Source organism: Evansella sp. AB-P1 (assembly GCF_029688925.1).
Lineage (GTDB): Bacteria > Bacillota > Bacilli > Bacillales > Salisediminibacteriaceae > Evansella.
Map to the genome: position 1 here is coordinate 179,351 of NZ_JARUKY010000002.1, position 19,092 is coordinate 198,442.

19 protein-coding genes, 1 other RNA gene and 1 other annotated feature (1 of these 21 running past the window's edge) are annotated in these 19,092 nt (G+C 36.6%); of the genes, 18 read left to right on the forward strand and 2 right to left on the reverse strand.

Annotation, left to right across the window (positions count from 1 at the left end):
- Window positions 1-190 (forward strand) — a binding site (T-box leader); it begins 52 nt to the left of the window's first position.
- Between the two features lie 65 nt (window positions 191-255).
- The 10 genes from hisS to QA612_RS03090 all read left to right on the forward strand — a co-directional run bounded on the left by hisS (window position 256) and on the right by QA612_RS03090 (window position 9,330).
- Window positions 256-1,530 (forward strand): histidine--tRNA ligase, encoded by a 1,275-nt coding sequence (gene hisS / locus QA612_RS03045; RefSeq protein WP_278282280.1) that lies wholly within the window; start codon window positions 256-258, stop codon window positions 1,528-1,530.
- Between the two features lie 17 nt (window positions 1,531-1,547).
- A complete protein-coding gene (aspS, locus tag QA612_RS03050) occupies window positions 1,548-3,326 on the forward strand; it encodes an aspartate--tRNA ligase (protein ID WP_278282281.1) in 1,779 nt (592 codons plus the stop codon).
- Window positions 3,327-3,589: 263 nt separating this feature from the next.
- A non-coding RNA gene (ssrS, locus tag QA612_RS03055) (6S RNA) lies at window positions 3,590-3,778 on the forward strand.
- A 238-nt stretch (window positions 3,779-4,016) separates the two neighbouring features.
- Window positions 4,017-4,784 (forward strand): tRNA threonylcarbamoyladenosine dehydratase, encoded by a 768-nt coding sequence (locus QA612_RS03060; protein ID WP_278282282.1) that lies wholly within the window; start codon window positions 4,017-4,019, stop codon window positions 4,782-4,784.
- Between the two features lie 532 nt (window positions 4,785-5,316).
- Complete coding sequence (locus tag QA612_RS03065; RefSeq protein ID WP_278282283.1) at window positions 5,317-5,568, forward strand: hypothetical protein; 252 nt, start codon at window positions 5,317-5,319, stop codon at window positions 5,566-5,568.
- Between the two features lie 61 nt (window positions 5,569-5,629).
- Entirely contained in the window at window positions 5,630-5,776 is a 147-nt protein-coding gene (locus tag QA612_RS03070) for a hypothetical protein (RefSeq protein ID WP_278282284.1), read from the forward strand.
- Between the two features lie 9 nt (window positions 5,777-5,785).
- Window positions 5,786-6,001: a hypothetical protein gene (locus QA612_RS03075; protein ID WP_278282285.1), complete on the forward strand. Its 216-nt coding sequence runs from the start codon at window positions 5,786-5,788 to the stop codon at window positions 5,999-6,001.
- 437 nt (window positions 6,002-6,438) lie between these two features.
- On the forward strand, window positions 6,439-7,161 hold the full coding sequence (locus QA612_RS03080; RefSeq protein ID WP_278282286.1) for a (Fe-S)-binding protein: 723 nt from the start codon (window positions 6,439-6,441) through the stop codon (window positions 7,159-7,161).
- A gap of 13 nt (window positions 7,162-7,174) precedes the next feature.
- Window positions 7,175-8,608: a LutB/LldF family L-lactate oxidation iron-sulfur protein gene (locus tag QA612_RS03085; protein ID WP_278282287.1), complete on the forward strand. Its 1,434-nt coding sequence runs from the start codon at window positions 7,175-7,177 to the stop codon at window positions 8,606-8,608.
- On the forward strand, window positions 8,605-9,330 hold the full coding sequence (locus QA612_RS03090; protein ID WP_278282288.1) for a LutC/YkgG family protein: 726 nt from the start codon (window positions 8,605-8,607) through the stop codon (window positions 9,328-9,330). The genes QA612_RS03085 and QA612_RS03090 overlap by 4 nt, the downstream gene beginning before the upstream one ends.
- 72 nt (window positions 9,331-9,402) lie before the next feature.
- Here QA612_RS03090 and QA612_RS03095 read toward each other — a convergent pair whose 3' ends face one another.
- Both QA612_RS03095 and QA612_RS03100 read right to left on the reverse strand, forming a co-directional pair.
- Entirely contained in the window at window positions 9,403-10,083 is a 681-nt protein-coding gene (locus QA612_RS03095; protein WP_278282289.1) for an RsfA family transcriptional regulator, read from the reverse strand.
- A gap of 190 nt (window positions 10,084-10,273) precedes the next feature.
- A complete protein-coding gene (locus QA612_RS03100; RefSeq protein ID WP_278282290.1) occupies window positions 10,274-11,602 on the reverse strand; it encodes an AAA family ATPase in 1,329 nt (442 codons plus the stop codon).
- 190 nt (window positions 11,603-11,792) lie between these two features.
- On the opposite strand from QA612_RS03100, the gene QA612_RS03105 reads away from it, so the two are divergent.
- The 8 genes from QA612_RS03105 to QA612_RS03140 all read left to right on the forward strand — a co-directional run bounded on the left by QA612_RS03105 (window position 11,793) and on the right by QA612_RS03140 (window position 19,082).
- Entirely contained in the window at window positions 11,793-12,434 is a 642-nt protein-coding gene (locus QA612_RS03105; protein WP_347568857.1) for a YczE/YyaS/YitT family protein, read from the forward strand.
- Window positions 12,418-12,837: a cysteine metabolism transcriptional regulator CymR gene (gene cymR, locus QA612_RS03110; RefSeq protein ID WP_278282292.1), complete on the forward strand. Its 420-nt coding sequence runs from the start codon at window positions 12,418-12,420 to the stop codon at window positions 12,835-12,837. The genes QA612_RS03105 and cymR overlap by 17 nt, the downstream gene beginning before the upstream one ends.
- 191 nt (window positions 12,838-13,028) lie before the next feature.
- Entirely contained in the window at window positions 13,029-14,168 is a 1,140-nt protein-coding gene (locus tag QA612_RS03115) for a cysteine desulfurase family protein (RefSeq protein WP_278282293.1), read from the forward strand.
- A gap of 19 nt (window positions 14,169-14,187) precedes the next feature.
- The gene (mnmA, locus tag QA612_RS03120) at window positions 14,188-15,291 is read left to right on the forward strand and encodes a tRNA 2-thiouridine(34) synthase MnmA (protein ID WP_278282294.1); all 1,104 of its coding nucleotides are present in this window, start codon (window positions 14,188-14,190) and stop codon (window positions 15,289-15,291) included.
- Between the two features lie 66 nt (window positions 15,292-15,357).
- Window positions 15,358-16,023 carry a tetratricopeptide repeat protein gene (locus QA612_RS03125; RefSeq protein ID WP_278282295.1) on the forward strand — a complete coding sequence of 222 codons (666 nt, stop codon included), beginning with the start codon at window positions 15,358-15,360 and terminating at the stop codon, window positions 16,021-16,023.
- An 18-nt stretch (window positions 16,024-16,041) separates the two neighbouring features.
- Entirely contained in the window at window positions 16,042-18,363 is a 2,322-nt protein-coding gene (gene recD2 / locus QA612_RS03130; RefSeq protein ID WP_278282296.1) for an SF1B family DNA helicase RecD2, read from the forward strand.
- Window positions 18,364-18,388: 25 nt separating this feature from the next.
- Window positions 18,389-18,868 carry a PRC-barrel domain-containing protein gene (locus QA612_RS03135; RefSeq protein ID WP_278282297.1) on the forward strand — a complete coding sequence of 160 codons (480 nt, stop codon included), beginning with the start codon at window positions 18,389-18,391 and terminating at the stop codon, window positions 18,866-18,868.
- A gap of 22 nt (window positions 18,869-18,890) precedes the next feature.
- The gene (locus QA612_RS03140; RefSeq protein WP_278282298.1) at window positions 18,891-19,082 is read left to right on the forward strand and encodes a hypothetical protein; all 192 of its coding nucleotides are present in this window, start codon (window positions 18,891-18,893) and stop codon (window positions 19,080-19,082) included.
- Window positions 19,083-19,092 lie beyond the last annotated feature (10 nt).

Here is a 19,092-nt window from a genome sequence, read left to right on the forward strand (position 1 = left end):
AGTGTCCTTGGCTGTAAGCACTTCTACATGGCTCTTCATGAAAGAACACTCCTTAGGTATTTCTCTGAAAGGACAATGTTTTACTAGGAGAAATCGCCGGATCAGGCGTTACATGATTAAGCGGAAGTAATTTTTATTTTTTATTACTTCAACTAGGGTGGTACCACGGGATTAAACTCTCGTCCCTGACATTGTTCAGGGGCGGGAGTTTTTTTATGTTCATACATATTTATAGTTGTTTTAGGAGGAGAAAAAATGAATTATAAAATTCCAAGAGGAACTCAGGATATCCTACCTGATCAATCTTCAAAGTGGCAATACATTGAACAGAAGGCACATGATTTATGTAGTAGATACAATTACAAGGAAATTCGAACTCCTATTTTTGAACAAACAGAGTTATTTGCTCGAGGTGTTGGGGATACAACAGATATTGTGCAAAAAGAAATGTATACCTTTGAAGATCGGGGGGGGAGAAGTCTAACATTACGTCCAGAAGGAACTGCCTCAACAGTACGTTCTTATGTAGAAAACAAGATGCATGGGTGGGCAGACCAACCTGTAAAGCTATATTATATTGGACCGATGTTTCGTTACGAACGTCCTCAATCTGGTAGGATGCGTCAATTCGTTCAATTTGGAATTGAGGCAATGGGAAGTGCTGATCCTGCTATTGATGCAGAAGTAATAGGCTTAGCCATGGACTTCTATGGTGAGCTAGGTTTAAAAAATCTAAAGCTTGTGGTTAATAGCTTAGGTGATAAAGAAAGTAGAGATAATCACAGAAATGCACTAGTTAAACATTTTCAACCAAGGATATCTGAATTTTGTTCTGATTGTCAAAGCAGATTAGAAAAAAATCCGCTACGGATACTTGATTGTAAGAAGGATCGAGACCATGAATTAATGACTACAGCTCCGTCCATTCTTGATTATTTAAATGAAGAGTCCGTTCAATACTTTGATACAGTTCAGCATTATTTACAATCAATGAACATTCCTTTTGAAGTAGATGGAACATTAGTAAGAGGACTAGATTATTATAACAACACAGCATTTGAAATCATGATAGATGGTGACGGATTTGGTGCAATCACGACATTAAGTGGTGGTGGTCGATATAATGGTCTCGTGGAAGAAATCGGAGGACCAGCAACACCTGGAATTGGATTTGCTCTAAGCATTGAAAGATTACTTATGGCTCTTGATGCTCAAAACATTACACTTCCTGTGAAAAAAGGACTGGATGCCTATTTAGTGGTAATGGGAGAGGAACCAAAAAAATACGCCCCAAAGCTATTACATGATTTGAGAGCAAAGGGATTATCAGTAGACACAGACTATTTAGATAAAAAGATGAAAGGGCAATTAAAGGCAGCGGATCGCCAACAAGCAACGTTTGCCATTATATTAGGGGAAGAGGAGCTTTCCCAGAAAATGGTTCAAGTAAAAGAACTTGAAATAGGAAACCAAGAAACTATTTCATTAGATAGTATTACAACATATATAAAATCGAAAATTGAGGAGTAATAGAAAGGGGAATTATTGTGAATCGTAGAACACATTCCTGTGGAGAAGTATTAGAAAATTTAATTGGTGAAAAAGTATGTTTACAAGGTTGGGTAAAAAAACGCCGTGATTTGGGACAAGTTATTTTTATAGATCTTCGTGATCGGTCTGGTCATGTACAAATTGTTTTTAATGGAGAAGTAAACCCTGATGCATTAAAAATTGCAGATAAAGTTCGAAATGAATATGTCATTGATATTTGTGGGACTGTTGTTGCTAGGGATGAAGAAACAGTAAATCCAAAAATTAAAACAGGTAAAATAGAAGTTATTGTTGACGAAATTACTATTTTGAATGCAGCTAAAGGGCTTCCATTTACAATAGAAGATGATGTGGAAATTTCGGAAGATGTTCGATTAAAGTATCGTTATTTAGATTTACGTAGACCAAAAATGTTTGAAACAATGCAATTACGTCACCGTACGACAAAAATTATTCGGGACTATTTAGATGAAGAACAATTCATGGAAGTAGAAACACCTATGCTTACGAAGAGCACGCCAGAGGGAGCTCGTGATTACCTTGTTCCATCTCGCGTGCATCATGGAGAATTTTACGCTTTACCACAATCTCCACAACTATTTAAACAGTTACTAATGGTTTCAGGATTTGAAAGGTATTATCAAGTAGTGAGATGCTTCCGTGACGAGGATCTTCGTGCTGATCGTCAACCAGAATTTACTCAAGTGGATATTGAAGCTTCCTTTTTAGATAAAGAGGATTTATTGACTATGATGGAAGATATGATGGCAAGATTAATGAAGGAATTAAAGGGTATAGATATCCCACGTCCTTTTCCACGACTAACATATAATGAGGCAATGAACCGATTTGGTTCTGATAAACCGGATACACGTTATGGAATGGAACTGATAGACATTTCAAAAGCTGTTCAGGACAGTGACTTTAAGGTATTTGCTAGTACTGTAAAAAATGGTGGCGTCGTAAAAGGAATTTGTGTGAAGGGTATTGCTGATGATAACTCTAGGAAGGATCTTGATGACCTAAGCAAATTTGTTGATATATACGGTGCCAAAGGCTTAGCTTGGTTAAAGGTAGAAGAGAATAATACGTTAAAAGGTCCAATAGCTAAATTCTTTAATGAAACGGAAGCTACATCATTATGTGATGCTTTTGAAGCAGAGGCGGGAGATGTCCTTTTCTTCGTAGCTGATAAAAAGCGTGTCGCATGGGATGCGTTAGGTGCATTACGTACTAAGTTCGCCAAGGAATTAAAATTAGTGGACTATAATGAATTCAATTTCTTGTGGGTGACAGAATTCCCGTTATTATCCTATGACGAAGATGAGAATCGGTATGTAGCAGAACATCATCCATTTACAAGACCAATTAAGGAAGATGAGGAAAAATTAGAATCTAATCCAGAGGAAGTGCGTGCAGAAGCATATGATCTTGTATTAAATGGATATGAACTAGGTGGAGGCTCTCAACGTATTTTTGAACGTCCACTTCAAGAGAAAATGTTTACAGCATTAGGTTTTTCGGAAGAGGAAGCAAAAAATCAATTTGGATTTTTGTTAGATGCCTTTGAATATGGTACTCCTCCACACGGTGGGATTGCCCTCGGATTGGATCGTTTAGTAATGATTTTAGCCGGAAGAAGCAACTTAAGAGAAACGATTGCCTTTCCTAAAACAGCAAGTGCAAGCTGCTTATTAACAAATGCTCCAAGTGGCGTAAGTGAAGCACAATTGAAGGAATTAAATCTTACAGTCGTTCCTAAGAAGGAAGAATAAACTTTTTAACTAAAAATAGTTTATAATGGATAGCATGTTTACTAATTGTGTTCAAAGGGTATCTCAATACTAAATGATTGAGATATCCTTCATTTATTCTTATATAAACATTACATTTGTTTCCCTCTATAAGTCATCAGCATAAATAAAGAAAATATTGATGAAAGAAAGTAATTAAGACTATATGTGTTGTTTCCAATTTTTTTACATTGCATTTATTTCATTTTTTTTATAAAATATAAATATAGAAAACGCTTTCAAAAAGAGTCCTATGGTGACCGTCAAAACTCCAACGTTTTGAGCCAACACAATAAAAAAGGGAGCACCGAGTTTTAATGAGGATAGCATGCCTTTACATACTTTGTAATGGAAGCTAAAATTATTAAACAGGGCACCCACCTGCTTATGCAGGTTCAAAGCAAGGATTAACCTACGGCACATATGGGACTCTTATAACTACATTAAAATAACAAATCGTAAGCAAAACGCCTTATAGAGGTGTTTTTTTGTGCTTTTCTTGATATCACCATTGATGTAATGCTAAATAAATAGCTAAAGCCTATGAGGCCTGAGAATATTCTTTTTCTTATGGATAATTCTATTAGGGAGTATTGCACTTTGATTATTGTTTTAGCTATGATATAGTCAATTTTGAATATATTGCTCGATGGAAGGAGATTCAATAATATAATGTTACATCAGTTTTCTAGAAATGAATTAGCGATTGGGAAAGAAGGTCTCAATCGTTTGAAAAATAGTACTGTAGCTGTGTTAGGTATAGGAGGCGTAGGTTCCTTTTCAGCAGAAGCTTTAGCGCGATCTGGTGTTGGTCGCCTAGTTCTTGTTGATAAGGATGATGTAGATATCACCAATGTGAACCGACAAGTTCATGCTTTATTGTCAACAGTTGGACAACCAAAGGTAGACTTAATGAAGGAGAGAATTGCGGATATTAATCCTGACTGTGAAGTAATTGCTTTAAAAATGTTTTATACAGAGGAAACGTATGAGCAATTTTTTAATTATGGTCTCGACTTTGTTATAGATGCATCTGATACGATTAGCTATAAAGTTCATTTAATGAAGGAATGCCTAGCTAGGAATATTAGAATTATTTCTAGTATGGGTGTAGCTAATAAAATGGATCCTACAAGACTTCGAATTGCTGATATTTCAGAAACATCGTACGATCCCATTGCAAAGGTAGTCCGAAGAAAATTAAGAAAAGAGGGAATTCGTAAAGGGGTAAATGTTGTTTTTTCTGATGAACAACCGATTATGATTAGGGAGGAAATTAGAAAGAGCATTGTTTCTGAGAAACAAGAACAAGGACCCATACGAAAAGCAAAGATGCCGCCATCATCAAATGCCTTTGTTCCATCTGTTTCTGGATTAATTATGGCAGGGCATGTGATCACGAAACTCCTTGAAGATATCGAGATACAAAGAGTGAATTAAATTTCGAGAAACTAGTTGTAGTATCAATTAACCCGTTCGGTTGAGAGGGAGAAGATGATAAAAACAATAGCTTTTGGAGATGCAATTAGCATCTCCTTTTTATGTTGTCATATCAACATTTAGGGGAAGCACTTTGTGTTTTAACAGCCATTTTAGGGCTCTTTTTAGCACAACAAATGACAGGGGGGAATAAATTTTGCATTGGAACATACGTCAATATGGTGCAACCTAGCAATTCGATGAGGAGAAGAGATCAGCTCAGCTCGGGCCATAAGGGTCCGTTCTTATGGATTAGGATGAAATCAGGCTAGTGACCCAATCTGATAAATAAGCGGAGAATTTACCCTTACTTAATATATAGCACGATAAATAGTCTGAATAGACGGAGAAATTCCGCTTATTGACTCAAATCTATTTGAAAAGGGGGAATTTCCTTTGCATAGGAGGAAAAACTACCCTTATTTGCCACGAAATTAGGAGAATTTTGATTTTAAACGGAATTTCTCCACTTATTTTATTTCACTGGTAAGGTTTGCAGGAACAGAGGAAGAGGCCAGCGTTCCTGCAAAGAGTGAAAAAGAGGTTTGCAGGAACAGAGGAAGTGTCCAGCGTTCCTACAAAGAGTGAAAAAGAGGTTTGCAAGCACAGGGGGGAAGTAGCCAGCGTTCCTGCAAAGAGTAAAAAGAGGTTTGCAGGAACAGAGGAAGAGGCCAGCGTTCCTGCAAAGAGTGAAAAAGAGGTTTGCAGGAACAGAGGAAGTGTCCACCGTTCCTACAAAGAGTGAAAAAGAGATTTGCAGGAACAGAGGAAGTAGCCAGCGTTCCTGCAAAGAGTGAAAAAGAGGTTTGCAGGAACAGAGGAAGTGTCCACCGTTCCTACAAAGAGTGAAAAAGAGATTTGAAGGAACAGAGGAAGAGGCCAGCGTTCCTGCAAAGAGTGAAAAAGAGGTTTGCAGGAACAGAGGAAGAGGCCAGCGTTCCTGCAAAGAGTGAAAAAGAGGTTTGCAGGAACAGAGGAAGAGGCCAGCGTTCCTGCAAAGAGTGAAAAAGAGATTTGCAGGAACAGAGGAAGTAGCCAGCGTTCCTGCAAAGAGTGAAAAAGAGGTTTGCAGGAACAGAGGAAGTGTCCAGCGTTATTGTTTTTCCACCAATTGCGGGAACAATAACGGCTTCATTCTTCCCGCATTATTGTTTTTCCATCATTTGCGGGAACAATAACGAGTCTTCTTTCGTATTTTCAGGATAGACTTTGATGCAAGTGAAATTTGCACCATGAGGTATGAAAATAATCATTTTTGTCGATACTCCATTTTGCTTTTATACCCCGTATTTTCAGGAAAGACTCCATTACAATTGAAAACCTTCATCGTGTGGTAAAAACGGAACTAGTAATAATTCATTTCGATTCAAATTAACATCGTTTTGTGCTTCAACGCCCCTGTTACTTTAACTGCTATAGTTACCAATATTGAATTTTAGCCATTTTATGCTAGTAGTGTTATCATTGGATTTTCCATGAATATACACTTTCTTTTCTTCGCTATATCCTGTCAAAACTCTCAATGTATGAGATAATATGTAATGAATTCAATTAACTGAGCACATAAGACTGACAGATATAAAACAGTATAAATACACGAAAAGGAGGAGTAGTTGTGAAGGTTTCCTTATTTATAACATGTTTGGCTGATGTTGTTTATCCAGCCGCAGTAGGAAGAAGTACCGTGGAATTGTTAGAACGATTGGGATGTGAGGTTGATTTTCCTAAGAATCAAACCTGCTGTGGGCAACCAGCATTTAATAGTGGTTATCATCGAGAAACAAAAGAGGTTGCAAAGCATATGATTAAAACTTTTGAGGATGCTAAATATGTCGTTTCACCCTCAGGGTCTTGTACAACGATGCTGCATGAATATACAAAATTATTTGATGATGATCAATATTGGAAGGAAAAAGCAGTCAAACTTGCAGAGAAATCATTTGAACTTACTCAATTCATTGTTGACGTATTAGAAGTAGAGGACGTAGGGGCAGAATTTAATGGTAATGTTACTTATCATACGTCATGTCACATGACTAGACTGTTAGGCGTAAAGGCAGCTCCTATTAAATTGTTACAAAATGTAAAAGGACTGAATTATACTGAGCTCCCTAATAAACAGCAATGTTGCGGGTTTGGTGGGACTTTCTCAGTTAAAATGCTTCCTATTTCAGAACAAATGGTTGATGAAAAGGTTGATCATATTGAAAAAACAGAAGCGGAAGTATTAATTGGGGCGGACCTTGGATGTTTAATGAACATTGGTGGAAGAATTGAACGAAAAGGTAAACCGATAAAAGTAATGCATATAGCTGAGGTGCTGAATAGTAAAGGATGAAAGAGGTGAGACTATGGGAATTAAAATCGGTAATGATAAGTTTTTTAATCGAGTGGAAAAAGGAATTAACGATTCATTTATGCGCCAAGCAGTAGTGGAAGCACAAGGAAGATTAGAAGGAAGAAAAACAGAAACGACAGAAGAATTAGGTAATTGGGAAGAATGGCGTGATTTGGCTGAAGAAATCCGTCAGCATACATTAGAAAACTTAGACTACTACCTAGAGCAATTTGTGGAAAACGTTTCGAAACAAGGTGGACATGTCTTTTTCGCTGAAACTACTGATGAAGCAAACGATTACATTAAATCAGTAGTACATGATAAAGATGCAAAAAAGATTATTAAATCCAAATCTATGGTTACAGAAGAAATAGGTATGAACGAAGCACTAGAATCAATTGGCTGTCAAGTTATAGAATCTGATTTAGGGGAATGGATATTACAGTTAGATGATCATGATCCCCCTTCCCATATTGTTGTTCCTGCCCTTCATAAAAATAAAGAACAAATTAGAGATACCTTTACAGAAAAGCGAAAATATACGAAATCGTCTGACCCAAATGAATTGGCTCAATTTGCTAGAGAGCAATTAAGAGAAGATTTTCTAGAAGCGGAAGTTGGGATTACAGGGTGTAACTTCGCTGTTGCAGAATCAGGATCTATCTCTCTAGTAACGAATGAAGGGAATGCACGACTAGCAACAACATTACCAAAGACTCAAATAACAGTAATGGGTATGGAACGGATTGTTCCAACATGGAAGGAACTAGACATACTAGTTACTATGCTTTGTCGTAGTGCTGTTGGCCAAAAGTTAACTAGCTATATTACTGGTTTAACAGCAGCAAAAGAAGATGGAGATGTAGATGGACCAGAAGAATTCCATGTAGTCATTATTGATAATGGTCGTTCGAATATATTAGGAACAAAATTTCAATCAGCATTGCAATGTATTCGTTGTGCTGCATGTATTAATGTATGTCCTGTATATCGTCATGTAGGAGGGCATTCTTATGGATCCATTTATCCAGGTCCAATTGGTGCTGTACTTACTCCATTGCTAGAGGGCTATGATGACCATAAAGAGCTACCATACGCTTCTACTTTATGTGCTGCTTGTACAGAAGCATGTCCAGTCAAGATTCCTTTGCATGAATTATTAGTGGAGCATAGAAAAACGATTGTTGAAAATGAAGGAAGATCAAGCTTTGCTGAAAAATTAGCCATGAAAGGCTTTGCTTATGGAATGAGTAACCCTACACTTTATCAAATGGGTTCAAAGGCAGCCCCATCTATGATTGGTCCTATAGCAAAAGGGGAAGAAGGAAAAGGAAAAGGTCCTGGTCCTGTGAAACTATGGACTGGTATTCGAGATTTACCGGAACAAACAGGTGAGAGCTTTCGTAAATGGTTCGATAACCGGCATAGAGAAGGTGAAGATTCATGACAGAAAGAGGAATGATACAGAATAAAGATAGGTTCCTTAACAATATAGCAAACAAGCTTGGACGTAAGAGGCAAATAGCTCCTGTTGAAATACCAAAATGGAGTAAATTACCTCAATATGAAGTGTTTAAAGATCATTCTCAAGACGAGTTAATGAATGAATTAGTTCAACACTGTAGTAAAATCCACACATCTGTTACTATTACGTCAAGAGATAGATTAAAAGAGACATTTCACGAAGAAATAAAAAAATTAGGTGGTCAATCTATCGTTCACTGGAATGATGAGAGATTTGATCAGTTTGAGTTAACTGGTGCATTAAGGGAACAACAGAAGGAACAAGGTGTAGATGTACATGCTTGGAAGCCTGAATTAGGTAACTATAACATTAAAAAAGCAGAACAAGCCAATATAGGAATAACTTTTGCAGACATTGCATTAGCGGAATCTGGAACAGTTGTTTTACTTAGTGATTCAGGCAAAGGAAGATCCGTTAGTTTATTACCACGAAAATATTTAGCTGTCATTCCGAAAAGTATAATCGTAGCAAGAATGACCCAAGCTACAGAAAAAATACATGAGATAGCAGAAGAAAAGGGTAGAATGCCCTCATGTATTAACTTTATATCAGGTCCAAGTAATTCTGCAGACATTGAATTAAGACTGGTGGTTGGTGTACATGGACCAGTTGAAGCAACATATATCATAATTGAAGATGCATAATGAATAGAAAAAACCCAACCATACTTAGGTTGGGTTTTTATATGTTTTTCATCAAGCTATTTGTCTAGGTTACTATTTAGCAATCTTCTCTAAGTTTCCGTTTTTATCCATACGGAATGCAGGAGAGTGATGATCATCTGTTTCCTCATCCATTAGAGCCATTCTTCTAGCTCGATTCATAATTTGAATAATGGATTGATAGTCTTCTTCAATGACTTGATGTTCTTCTTTCAATTTATTAAGTTGATTTTCAAGCTCATTTACCTTTAACTTTAATTCTTTATTTTCTAGTTTTAACGATTCATTTTCTTGCATTAATAGTGACTCTTTATGTCCTCTACCATTCATGCTCTGTAAAAATTGGATGACATCATTCATTGAAATCTCATTTTCTTTTACACCACTTAATACGTTACTATCTGATGATAGACTAGGTGGTGCCTGATATACTGGTTTCGTTGTTGTGGTAAAGCTCGTAGATGGTACTGTATAGCTTGAAGCTGGCTTTGCTTCTTGAGCAAGCTTTCGTTTTCTGTCTTTACGATGTTTTTTTGCTAGTTTGATGGCATCTTCATATTTATCTCTAACTACGGCATTCCATCGGAAACCACAAGCAGCAGATGTTCTATTTAGAGCATCTCCCACTTCATCAAATGCTTGTAATTGGGTCCCGCCTTCACGAATATGGCGTAACACTGTTTCTGCTAATAGTAAGTCATCTTCTTCTGACCATGCATCTTGTCTAACTTTCATTTCTATTCAATCCTTTCTTTCATAGACTTTACCAAATGTTGTGTTTGTTACTATATTGGGCATCCATGAAAGAAAATATACTAATTTATTAACAAAACTTGTAAGTTTTATCTTTTTTCAAGTAATAGATTTTATCAAGTCTATAAAAAAACTAACATATCTAACGAATAAAGGAAGTATTTAGATGGATTTATTCTCCTTTATTTTTTCTTTCTTCAAAATAGTCTAATCGTTTTTGTACTGTTTTCTCGTATCCATTTATGGATGGTTGATAAAATTGTTTTTTAATTAAATGGTCAGGTAAATATTGCTGTGGAACATAATGGAGTTCATAGTTATGAGGATATTTATACCCCTCACCGTGACCAAGCTTTGTGGCACCTTTATAGTGTGCATCCCTTAAATGAACGGGTACATCGCCTGTTTTTTCTAGCTCAACAGTTCTTAAAGCGGAATCTATACCAGAAATAACAGCATTACTTTTTGGTGCAGTAGCTAAATATAATGCAGCCTCGGCTAAAGGAATTCTAGCTTCAGGCATACCTACAAAATCTACAGCATATGCTGCTGCTTGAGCTACAAGAAGGGCGTTTGGATCAGCAAGTCCAATATCCTCAGCTGCATGGACATAAATCCTTCTAGCAATAAAGCGTGGATCTTCTCCTGCATATATCATTTTTGCTAGCCAATATAAGGTTGCATCTGGATCTGATCCTCTTATACTTTTAATAAATGCAGAAATAGTATCGTAGTGTTGATCACCAGATTTATCGTATTGTAGTACTCGTTTTTGGATAGATGCTTCTGCTGTTTCTATATCAATATGTATCTCGCCGTCATTATTCGGATCAGTAGTTAATACAGCAAGCTCTAATGCATTTAAGGCAGTACGAGCATCACCATTGGACACATTTACAAGATGATCCATTGCTTCATTATCAATTCTAATTGCATATGCTCCAAAGCCACGTTCTTGATCGGTTAAAGCAGCTTGAAGTACTTCATAGAGTTCTTCATTTGAAAGAGATTGAAGTCTAAATAAGCGAGATCGAGATAATAGGGCTGGATTAACCTCGAACATTGGATTTTCAGTTGTTGCTCCAATTAAAATTACTGTCCCATCTTCTACAAATGGAAGTAATGCGTCTTGCTGTCCTTTGTTAAAGCGATGAATCTCATCAATAAATAAAACAGTTTTTTCTTCATCATATTTAAGGCGATCCTTTGCCCGTTGGACAACTTCTCTTACATCTTTTATTCCAGCTATGACGGCATTTAATTGTTCAAAATGTGCGGACGTCGTATTAGCAATAACCTTTGCTAATGTGGTTTTTCCTGTTCCAGGAGGGCCGTAAAAAATCATAGGGGTAAGTTGATCGGCTTCAATAGCGCGTCTTAGTAGTGTCCCTTTACCGATTATATCCTTTTGTCCCATAACTTCATCGATTGTCCGTGGTCTCATTCTTGCTGCTAATGGTCCACCTGACACTTTTTTACGGGATTGCTCAAATAAATCCAATGTGATTTCCTCCCTTCAATAGTATTCATAATAAGGTAGCTAAAGTTAAGGAAATAATGCTTATATATACTAGAAATGATCTTAACACTGATACAAAGAAATAGCCATATGTATGCTATAATGGTTATAATTAGAGAATAGAAATAAAAAAAAGAATAAAATGATGGTCATTGGGGATGAGAAATTGAAAGTGAAGAATAATGATCAGGCATGGATATTCCGGTGGAGTGTTTTTCTTATTGGATTAATTATTATGAGCTTTGGTATTGCTCTAATTATTCGTGCTGATTTAGGAAGTGCACCTTGGGATGTTTTGCATATTGGTTTAACAGAGCAGGTAGGATTAACAGTTGGTACTTGGACCATCATTATGGGGTTTTTACTTTTAGTTGTAGCCACATGTATTTCAAAGGAAATACCTAAGCTTGGAGCCTTTTTAAACATGCTCTTTGTAGGTCTTTTTGTCGACCTTTTTTTGTTTATTATACATACGCCTGACGTGTTGTTTCTAAAAGGCTTTTATTTAGTAGTAGGTATTCTTATAATGGGACTTGGGATAGGAATATATATTTCACCTAAATGTGGTGTAGGACCAAGGGATAGCTTAATGTTAGCTGTTTCCCAGAAAACAGGTTTTACTGTGGCACAAGTAAGAATTACAATGGAACTTATTGTCTTGGGAGCAGGTTGGTTATTAGGTGGTCCTGTGTTTGTAGGAACGATACTATTTAGCGTCACGATAGGACATGTTACAGGGGTTTCCTTAGTATGGTGTCAAATTTGGATCGATCGACGAATGGAAAGAGGGATTAAAGTTGAAAATATCCACTAAAGGTAGATACGGTTTAACAATTATGATGGCATTAGCAAAAAAGTATGGTGAAGGTCCTATTTCATTAAAATCTATTGCAAAGGATCACGACCTTTCTGAGCATTACTTAGAGCAATTGATTGCCCCTTTAAGAAACGCAACCTTGGTAAAAAGCGTTCGAGGAGCTTATGGCGGTTATATGCTTTCAAAAGCACCAGAAGAGATTACTGCAGGAGATATTATAAGAGTTTTAGAAGGACCTATAAGTCCCGTTGAGGTTGTGGATGATGAGGAGCCAGCTAAACGTGATTTATGGATCAAAATTCGAGATGCAGTAAAAGATGTACTTGATAACACCACATTGGCAGACTTAGCTAATTATGAAGATAAAGGTGATCAAGAGTATTTCATGTTTTATATTTAAATAGCTTTCTTTGTATAGAATGACGTATGAAGTGGGGAAAAGTGAAATTCAGCTTCCTCACTTTTCTTTTCGTCAAAAAATGGGTATTCTTATATGAAGAGCAATCAACAAAAAGACAATAACACTGAATAGATGTTAATTAAAATTGCTTTCGGTTATACCGAAGTTTTTCAATAAAGGTTGTGAAATGAATGAAACATATATACTTAGACTATGCTGCCACTTCACCAGTTCATCCAGAAGTATTTGCAGCCATGAAGCCTTATTATGAATCACAGTTTGGTAACCCTTCTAGTATTCATCACTTTGGACGTCAAGCTAGAAGGGGACTTGATGAATCTAGAGAACTTATCGCAAAGGCAATTGGGGCGTCATTTGATGAAATTATTTTTACAAGCGGTGGGACGGAAGCTGATAATTTAGCAATCATCGGCTACGCTACTGCTCATAAGGAAAAAGGGAATCACCTAATTACTACGAAGATAGAGCATCACGGCGTTCTTCACGCCTTTGAATTTTTAGAAAAACAAGGATTTGCTGTAACTTATATTGATGTAGATGAATCAGGAGTTGTCTCACCATTTGAAATTTCAAATGCATTACGTGACGATACTATTCTTGTATCTTGTATGTTAGGAAATAATGAAGTAGGGACTGTTCAACCAGTTAAAACAATAAGTGAGTTACTTTCCGAACATGAAGCTGTACTTCACACAGATGCTGTTCAAGCCTTTGGCATGGAAGTAATTAATGTGGACGAGCTAGGTGTAGATTTCTTAGCAGTTTCTGGGCATAAATTAAATGGACCAAAGGGGATCGGTTTTTTATATGCTAGAAAAGGGTTAGTATTTTCACCTCTTTTGCACGGAGGAGAACAGGAACGAAAGCGTCGAGCTGGAACGGAAAACGTTGCAGCGGTTATTGGGCTGCAAAAAGCTGTAGAGCTTTCAATAGAAAACATAGATGAAAAACGTTCATTATATGAAGGCTATCGCCAAGAGATACTTAAAGTCTTTAAGGAGCAAAATATTCAATATGAGGTAAACGGTTCTAGCAATCACTACTTACCTCACATTTTGAATGTTAGTTTTCCAGGGTTAAGTGTAGAATCATTGTTAATGAACCTAGATTTAGAAGGGGTAGCAGTTTCTAGTGGTTCAGCATGTACAGCAGGTTCTATCGATCCGTCCCACGTATTAACTGCTATGTTTAAAGATGAAAGTCGAAGTCATTCTGCCATAAGGTTTAGCTTTGGTTATGGTTTAACGATAGATGATGTAAAAGAAGCAGCTATTCGTACAGCAAAAGTCATTCATCGATTGATGAAATAAAAAGAAAGGAGGGAATACATTGGAGCAAGGTAATAAGAACATTAGAGTAGTAGTAGGGATGTCAGGTGGTGTTGATTCCTCTGTTGCTGCTTACTTACTAAAGGAACAAGGTTATCAAGTGATCGGAATCTTTATGAAAAACTGGGACGACACAGATGAAAATGGAGTTTGTACGGCTACAGAGGACTACAATGACGTAATTCGTGTATGTAATCAGTTAGATATACCTTATTATGCAGTAAACTTTGAGAAGGAATATTGGGATAAGGTATTTACCTACTTCTTAGATGAGTATCGTGCAGGGCGGACGCCTAATCCTGACGTCATGTGTAATAAAGAAATTAAATTTAAAGCCTTTTTAGATCATGCTATGTCTCTTGGTGCAGATTATGTTGCTACAGGACACTATGCTCGTGTAAGACGTGAAGGAGAACGAGTAGAATTGTTACGGGGAATAGACGATAACAAGGATCAGACTTATTTTCTAAATGCATTAAGTGAAGAGCAATTAAAAAATGTTCTTTTCCCTATAGGCGAAATAGAAAAGCCGAGAGTGAGAGAAATAGCGAAAGAAGCTGGTTTAGCAACGGCAGGAAAGAAAGATAGTACTGGTATTTGTTTTATAGGAGAAAGGAATTTTAAAGAGTTCTTAAGTCAATTTTTACCAGCACAACCGGGCAATATGGAGACATTAGACGGAGAAGTAAAAGGAAAGCATGATGGTTTAATGTATTATACGTTAGGACAACGACATGGATTAGGTATTGGTGGAGCTGGTGAACCATGGTTTGTTGTTGGGAAAAACTTAGAAAAAAATATATTGTATGTTGGCCAAGGCTATCATCACCCAGCATTATATTCTAAAGGTTTAATAGCTGAAAAAGTGAATTGGATTAGTTATGATTTCACAGATGTGCTTCATTGCACAGCAAAATTTAGATACCGACAAGGGGATCAAAAGGTAAAGGTCTCAAAGCTTGGTAACGATAAAGTTCGTGTAGAATTTGTTGAACCTCAAAGAGCAATAACACCAGGTCAATCCGTTGTTTTTTATGATAATGATGTTTGCTTAGGTGGAGGAACAATAGATGAAGTAATTCAAACAGAAATGGTAACTTCTTAGAAATAAATCAAGAAGCTCGGCAAATGCCGGGCTTCCTTTCAAGTCGAGACTAGGATGTGAAATGCAATGGATAAGAATCAATTAGCTGTCAGAAAAATGAAAGAAGGTAATATTGAAGAAGCAGCAAAGCTTTTGAATGAAGTGATTGAAGAAAGTCCAGAGGATCCAATTGGGTACGTTAATTTCGGAAACTTACTATCTACAATTAACGAAGAAGAAAGAGCTTTGATCTTTTTTAACAAAGGTCTTGAACTAGACCCAACATTAGGAACAGCTTATTATGGTAAAGGAAACGTCTTTTATAATCAGGAAAAATTTATGGATGCTATTAATGAATACCAAGAATCATTAAATAATGGGTTAAAAGAAGCAGATGTATATTATATGTTAGGGATGAGTTTTTATTTATTAGGAGATTTCTATCGTGCTCTTCCAGGTTTACAAAGAGCCTCGGAAATGAACCCTGAAGATGTAGATGCCAAATTTCATTATGGGTTATCGTTAGCACAACTAGAACAAATTGATAATGCAATAGAAGTGTTTGAAGATATAATAAAACAAGATGAAAACCATGCAGACAGCTATTTTAACTTAGGTGTTGCCTATACGTATAAAGAAGACTTAAAAAAAGCATTACATATGTTTAACCGTTCACTAGAGATACAACCTGAGCACACCTTAAGCGCAAATGGAAAAAGACAAGTGGAAGCTCTATTAGAAAATGGGGAATAAGAAAGTAGGTTCCATGTCATGAACGAGATAGAAAAGCAAGCACAAGAGCAGGAGAAAAATTATATAAAGGGAGATCTCATTCATCTCATTTACCATAGCGAAGAATCCCTTTATACTGTTGCCAAAATTAAAGTGTTTGAAACAAATCATCCCATGGATGAAAAAGAAGCTACGATTGTGGGGACTTTACCCCTTCTTGAAAGAGACGTTAGCTATCTTTTTCATGGACATTTTACAGATCATCCACGATTTGGTCGGCAATATAAAGTAGAGCAATTTCAGAAAATTATGCCTGAAACAGAACAAGGAATTATTTTATATTTATCGAGTGATCGTTTCCCAGGGATTGGTCGGAAAACAGCAGAAAAAATAGTAGATGAGTTAGGGAAAAATGCTGTCTCTATTATTATTGAGGATAGAAGTGCATTAGAACGAATTCCTAATTTAAAACCAAAGAAAGCGGAGGAAATTTATCAAACACTTATGGCTGACCAAGGCATTGAACAGGTCTTGATGAAGCTCTACGAATTCGGCTTTGGGTTACAATTAGCGATGAAGGTGTATCAAGAATATAAAATAGAAGCCCTTGAAATAATCGAAACAAATCCATATCAGATGATTGAAGATGTAGAAGGGATCGGTTTTGGAAAAGCAGATTTAATTGGTAGGAAGCAGGGGATTACAGGTAATCATCCAGATCGAATTAAAGCGGCAATACTCTTTACACTAAATGAAAACTGTCTGAATGAAGGCCATGTTTATTTAAAGAATGAAATGGTAGTTACGAATGCAAAATCCTTACTAGAAAAAGAAGGTGGTGAAGAAATTTCGCCACTAGAAATTGCCGAACAAGTAATAGCGCTAGGTGAAGAACAGAAAGTAATGATTGAAGAAGATAAAATGTATTTAAAGACGCTTTATTTTGCCGAACAAGGTATTGTCAGTAATTTGAAGCGGCTTATTAAAGATCATTCAGAATTAAATGAATTTCCTGATTCGGAATTCTATAAAGCTTTAGGAGAAGTGGAGGAGTCGTTAGGTATTCAGTATGCTCCATCCCAGCAAGCTGCAATTAAACAAGCTATACATTCTCAAGTGACAATATTAACAGGTGGTCCTGGTACAGGGAAAACGACCGTTATTAAAGGTCTTGTGGAGGTATTTGGTAAATTAAAAGGCTTATCAGTAAGTCCAGATGATTATGATAAAAAACAAACCTTTCCTATATTAATGGCAGCACCTACAGGTAGAGCAGCAAAGCGTATGACGGAATCTACGGGCCTTCCAGCATCAACAATCCATCGTCTTCTCGGATATAAAGGGAACGAGGATTATTTAGAGAAAGATGAACATGACCCGTTAGAGGGAGAGCTAATTATACTAGATGAAATGTCAATGGTGGATACGTGGTTAGCTAATCAGCTATTTAAAGCAATCCCTCCTACTATGCAAGTAATTCTAGTTGGAGATGAAGATCAACTACCGTCTGTTGGACCAGGACAAGTGTTGTCTGACCTATTAGAGACGAACATTGTACCCTCCGTAAAGCTAACTGATATATATCGTCAGTCGGAGGATTCCAAAATAATTGAGTTTTCACACCAAGTAAAGGATGGCAATATTCCACAAACAATAGATGATAAAAGTAAAGATTTACGCTTTTTCCCTTGTGCTCAGCATCAAGTCCCCGATGTAGTGAAACAGATTTGTGAAAAAGCTGTCGGAAGAGGCTATACTGCGAAAGATATACAAGTATTAGCGCCTATGTATAGAGGAGAAGCAGGCGTTGAAAACTTAAATAATTTACTACAATTACTTTTTAATCCACCTTCCGATCAAAGAAGAGAAGTTGCTTTTGGAGAGAATATATACCGTGTGGGAGATATGGTTTTGCAATTAGTAAATAACCCCGAGGATAATGTTTATAATGGAGACCGTGGTGAAATTGTAGCAATTTTTACAGAAAAAGAGAATGAAGATAGAGAATTAAAGATCATTATTTCTTTTGATGGAAATGAAGTGACGTATACAAAGCCGGACTTGTCTCAAATTACACATGCCTATTGTTGTTCGATTCATAAGTCACAAGGAAGTGAATATCCCATTGTAGTTATGCCTGTGGTCAAAGGATATTATCGGATGCTACGGAAAAAACTTATTTATACAGGAATTACCCGTGCAAAAAACTTTCTTCTTATGTGTGGAGACCGCAGTGCTCTTGACTATGCAATAAAGAATGATCAAGATTTAAAAAGAAATACAACATTAGCAACAAAACTAAAGGAACAATTAATGGAAAAGGACTACCAGCATGAAAATAAAGGTGTTTCCAAAGACTAAGAATGTTCGAAAGGAGGAGAGATCCTTGCGGACATTTCAAAAGGTCAAGGGAACACCTATTTTTTTTAAGGATAAAGGGAAGTTCATTGGTAAAATATCTGATCTAGTTTTATCTGCCAATAAAGATACAGTAAATGGCTACTGGGTCCAGACTAGCCAATGGTGGTCTAAGAAGCATTTTCTTCCTATAGAGGACATCGTTCATATTGACGGAGAAGGGATGTACGTAAGTAAGAAAACCAAATTAAAGCCTATGTCTAAGAAATCGGAAATACGTCTATGTGATGGTAAAGATCACATTTTAGGGAAAGCCTTAAGAGACAAACATGGGTTAATGGTTGGATTAATTGAGGACGTATATTTTCTTCCAGATTCGGGGAAAATTGTAGGGTATGAACTAACGGAAGGATTATTCTCCGATCTTAAAAGGGGAATTTTAGTTGTAAAACCAAAGGTACCATTTATTAATCAAAATAATTCTTTCGTTGAAGTATCGGATTTATGAGGAACTGGAGGGGGAAACCGTCATGCGATGTCCTAATTGTAAAGGGAAAGACATTGGAAAGATAGGAACCAATCAATATTACTGCTGGAATTGCTTTATTGAACTTTCTATTGCTGATGGTCGCTTTTGTCTTCATCAAGTGGAAGTAGATGGATCGTTAAGCTCACTTGATGATTTATTTGAGGAGAAAGAACGACAAATAGAAATGGAATAATGATTGGTGG

Excerpts from the sequence above, each read along its gene's own strand:
- hisS (WP_278282280.1), top strand. The coding sequence starts at position 256 with ATGAATTATAAAATTCCAAGAGGAACTCAGGATATCCTACCTGATCAA.
- QA612_RS03060 (WP_278282282.1), top strand. The coding sequence starts at position 4,017 with ATGTTACATCAGTTTTCTAGAAATGAATTAGCGATTGGGAAAGAAGGT.
- QA612_RS03085 (WP_278282287.1), top strand. The coding sequence starts at position 7,175 with ATGGGAATTAAAATCGGTAATGATAAGTTTTTTAATCGAGTGGAAAAA.
- QA612_RS03090 (WP_278282288.1), top strand. The coding sequence starts at position 8,605 with ATGACAGAAAGAGGAATGATACAGAATAAAGATAGGTTCCTTAACAAT.
- QA612_RS03095 (WP_278282289.1), bottom strand. The coding sequence starts at position 10,083 with ATGAAAGTTAGACAAGATGCATGGTCAGAAGAAGATGACTTACTATTA.
- QA612_RS03115 (WP_278282293.1), top strand. The coding sequence starts at position 13,029 with ATGAAACATATATACTTAGACTATGCTGCCACTTCACCAGTTCATCCA.
- QA612_RS03125 (WP_278282295.1), top strand. The coding sequence starts at position 15,358 with ATGGATAAGAATCAATTAGCTGTCAGAAAAATGAAAGAAGGTAATATT.
- recD2 (WP_278282296.1), top strand. The coding sequence starts at position 16,042 with ATGAACGAGATAGAAAAGCAAGCACAAGAGCAGGAGAAAAATTATATA.
- QA612_RS03140 (WP_278282298.1), top strand. The coding sequence starts at position 18,891 with ATGCGATGTCCTAATTGTAAAGGGAAAGACATTGGAAAGATAGGAACC.